The 3,550-nt window shown below is 69.0% G+C and carries 4 protein-coding genes; all 4 read left to right on the forward strand.

Annotation, left to right across the window (positions count from 1 at the left end; all coding sequences use genetic code 11):
- The coding region (locus tag FNQ90_RS16330) for a DUF2017 domain-containing protein (protein ID WP_182607058.1) at positions 1-578 on the forward strand (578 nt) is incomplete at its 5' end.
- 371 nt (positions 579-949) lie between these two features.
- Positions 950-2,533 (forward strand): alanine/glycine:cation symporter family protein, encoded by a 1,584-nt coding sequence (locus FNQ90_RS16335; RefSeq protein WP_182607059.1) that lies wholly within the window; start codon positions 950-952, stop codon positions 2,531-2,533.
- Between the two features lie 279 nt (positions 2,534-2,812).
- Complete coding sequence (locus FNQ90_RS16340) at positions 2,813-3,244, forward strand: Mov34/MPN/PAD-1 family protein (RefSeq protein WP_143617616.1); 432 nt, start codon at positions 2,813-2,815, stop codon at positions 3,242-3,244.
- A gap of 122 nt (positions 3,245-3,366) precedes the next feature.
- The gene (locus tag FNQ90_RS28500) at positions 3,367-3,471 is read left to right on the forward strand and encodes a putative leader peptide (RefSeq protein WP_407699377.1); all 105 of its coding nucleotides are present in this window, start codon (positions 3,367-3,369) and stop codon (positions 3,469-3,471) included.
- The last annotated feature ends 79 nt before the right edge of the window (positions 3,472-3,550 follow it).

A 3,550-nucleotide genomic window follows, 5' to 3' on the forward strand; every position in this document is an offset into this window, starting at 1 on the left:
GGGCCGCCCTGGCCCTGGACCCGGCCGAACTCTCCATCCTGCGCAGCCTGGTGGTTCAACTGCTCGAACTGGTGGGTCCCCCGGGCGCGGCCGGTGACGGGTCGGACGGGGGTACGGATCCGCTGGAGGCGTTGTTCGCCGAGGGGCCCACGGAGCCGCCCTCGGATCCGGCACTGGCCCGGCTCTTCCCCGACGCCTACGGGGGGCCGGGGGATTCCCCGGACGAGGAGACCCGGCGGTGGGCGGCGGAGTTCCGTCGGTTCACCGAGCCCGACCTGCGGACCCGCAAGCGGGAGGACGGCCTGGCGGTGGTGCGGTCGCTGGACGCCGTGGCGGCCGACGGATCGGTACCCGGCGGCGGGGGCGTGGTGCGGTTGGACGCGGAGGGGGCCCGCCGATGGCTCGGCACCCTCAACGATCTGCGGCTGGCGGTGGGGGCGAGACTGGGCATCGAGGACGACGAGACCTCGGATCGCCTCATCGCCCTGCCCGATCACGATCCGCGCAAACCGATGGCGATGGCCTATCTCTGGCTCGGCTTGTTGCAGGAGTCATTGTTGGAAACACTCATGACATAAGTCAGGAGTGTTCCGGGGTGAAACCCCTGACGCGTTCTTCGGGCGCGCCGGGGGTTTTTCCTCGACTCCGATGCGTGCGCGGGAGGGCCCTTCGCTATACGGAGCGTGATATTCAGTATCCGCTATGCGGACATCGGCACTGGGTGTAGGGGGCATGTGTCCTCTTTGTGGTGAAATGTCGATGTGTTAACTCGACCGTTATCCGAACGTGTGATCCAGGCCACATGACGAATATCGCTCTCCGTGGTAGGAACGCACATCCGAATGTTTTCGGGGTTCACCCTCACCCCGGCGGCTCGTCGGAAATACCGCACCATCGGCATCATTCCGTGCCTTCATTCGTCCCCGCAGCAACCCGCCAGAGGTAATCCATGGATGAAACGACCTGGGCCGATACGGTCGCAGACAAGATCAACGGCTGGGTGGAACCGTTCGCCAACGTCATGGGAGACATCGTCTTCTTCAACTTCGACGTCGGCGGCGCCACGATCATGCCCATCGTGTTGTGGCTGGTCATCGCCGGTCTGATCTTCAGCGTCTACTTCGGTCTGGCGCAGGTGCGCCACCTCAAGACGGCTCTCAAGGTCGTGCGGGGCAAGTTCGACAGCCCCAACGCCCCCGGTGAGGTCACCCACTTCCAGGCCCTGACCTCGGCCCTCTCCGGTACCGTCGGCCTCGGCAACATCGCCGGTGTGGCCATCGCGATCTCCATCGGTGGCCCCGGCGCCGTCTTCTGGATGATCCTCTGCGGTCTGCTCGGCATGGCGACCAAGTTCGCCGAGTGCACCCTGGGCGTCCGCTACCGCGTGGTCCACGCCGACGGGACCGTCTCCGGCGGCCCGATGCACTACCTGCGCAAGGGCCTCGCCGAGCGCGGGCTGCCCGGGCTGGGCAAGGTCCTCGCCTGGGGCTCCGCCCTGATGATCGTCGCCTTCACCTTCTTCGGCGGCAACCTCTTCCAGGTCAACCAGTCCCTGGAGCAGCTCACCACCGAGACCGGTGGCGGGGACAGCTTCTTCGCCGGCAACACCGGCGCCATCCTGTACGGCATCGTGCTGTCGGTGCTGGTCGGCCTGGTGATCCTGGGCGGCATGAAGTCCATCGGCAAGGTCACCAGCCGTCTGGTGCCCTCCATGGCGATCATGTACGTGAGTGCCTGTCTCATCGTCATCCTGTGGAACATCACCGCCGTCCCGGACGCGCTGATGACCATCGTGACCGAGGCGTTCAACCCGTCCGGCATCGCCGGTGGTCTGCTCGGTGCCCTGATCGTCGGCTTCCAGCGCGCGGCCTTCTCCAACGAGGCCGGCATCGGCTCCGCCCCGATCGCCCACTCCGCGGTGAAGACCAAGCGTCCGGCCACCGAGGGTCTGGTCGCCATGCTGGAGCCGTTCATCGACACCGTCGTGATCTGCACCATGACCGCCGTGACCATCATCGTCGCCTCCGGCCCGCTCTACGAGGCCCGCCGCGCCGGCGACGACTCGATCAACGGCATCGCGATCACCGCCGACGCCTTCCAGACCGCTCTGCCGTGGTTCTCCGGCCTGCTGACCCTGGCCGTGATCCTCTTCGCCTTCTCCACGCTGATCACCTGGAGCTACTACGGTCTGAAGTCCTGGGCCCACATCTTCGGTGGCTCCCGGACCAGCGAGATGGTCTACAAGGCGCTGTTCTGCGGCATGGTCATCATCGGCGCCCTGCTGCCGCTGATGACCCTGGTCGACCTGACCGACTCCTTCCTCTTCCTGGCCGCGGTGTTCAACATCATCGGCCTCTACCTGCTGGCCCCGGTGGTCAAGCACGAGCTGAACCGGGTGCTGGAGTACATCCGCCGCCGCGAGGCCGGCGAGACCGACGAGGAGATCGACGCCTCCGAGGCCGCCTCCGTCGGCGCCCCGGCCGGCGCCGGCGACGACGGGGAGCCCGGGGAGAAGGTCACCATCGAGAAGTGATCACCGACCGGTCCGTCGGGCACGCCCCGACGGGCCGGCGGCCGGCCGGCCCCGGGGACACCCCGGGTCCGGTCGGCCCCGGACACATCCGGGACACCGTGCGCGGCCGGCGCTCCGCTCCACGAGGCATCCGGCCGCACGGACACCGACCCCGCCCCGCTCACGCGCCCCCACCCGGGGACGCGCCGGCGGGTCGGTTCGGGGGCCCGGTCCGTACCGCTCGGGGGTACGGACCGGGCCCCTGCCCGTCTCCGGGGGGCGCCGGCTATCCTGGCGCCCATGCTGACCATCACCCGGGACATCCACGACCGCATCGTGGCCCACGCCCGGCGGGACCACCCCGACGAGGCATGCGGCGTCGTCGCCGGCCCCGCCGGCACCGACCGCCCCGAGCGCTTCATCCCCATGCTCAACGCGGCCCGCTCGCCCACTTTCTACGAGTTCGACTCCGGGGACCTGCTGAAGCTGTACCGGGAGCTGGACGACCGGGACGAGGAGCCGGTGATCGTCTACCACTCCCACACCGCCACCGAGGCGTACCCCTCGCGCACCGACATCACCTACGCCAATGAGCCCGGCGCGCACTACGTGATCGTCTCCACCGCGGAGTGCGGCAACGACGAGGGGCCGGTGTCGTTCCGCTCCTTCCGGATCGTGGACGGCGAGGTGACCGAGGAGGAGGTCCGGGTCGTCGAATCCCACGCCGCGTGACCGGCTCCATCGCATACCGTGACCGGGCGTCCGCATGGCGGGACGCCTCGGTCCGCATCACGGGACGCACTTCCGGAGTCCCGGTCGGGAATCGTTACGATGACCGCATGGTTGTCCCGGACGTGAGAACTGAGCCGCAGCCGCCGCTGCTCGTCGAGCGTCTGCACATCGATCTGTGCCGCCTCGCCGGCGCCCTGTGTCGGCGCCCACCGGGCCGCGTCCACTGACGCCCCGGGCGGCCGGCGGGGCGTTCGCCCCCCGGTCGGACCCGCCGCGGCCCCCCGGGATCGGTGATCACCCGCACGC

It is taken from the genome of Streptomyces alkaliphilus (genome assembly GCF_014141535.1).
In the GTDB taxonomy this organism is placed as follows: domain Bacteria; phylum Actinomycetota; class Actinomycetes; order Streptomycetales; family Streptomycetaceae; genus Streptomyces; species Streptomyces alkaliphilus.

Bases quoted from the DNA above. Each gene is read 5' to 3' on its own strand.
- FNQ90_RS16335 (WP_182607059.1), top strand. From the start codon at position 950: ATGGATGAAACGACCTGGGCCGATACGGTCGCAGACAAGATCAACGGC.
- FNQ90_RS16340 (WP_143617616.1), top strand. From the start codon at position 2,813: ATGCTGACCATCACCCGGGACATCCACGACCGCATCGTGGCCCACGCC.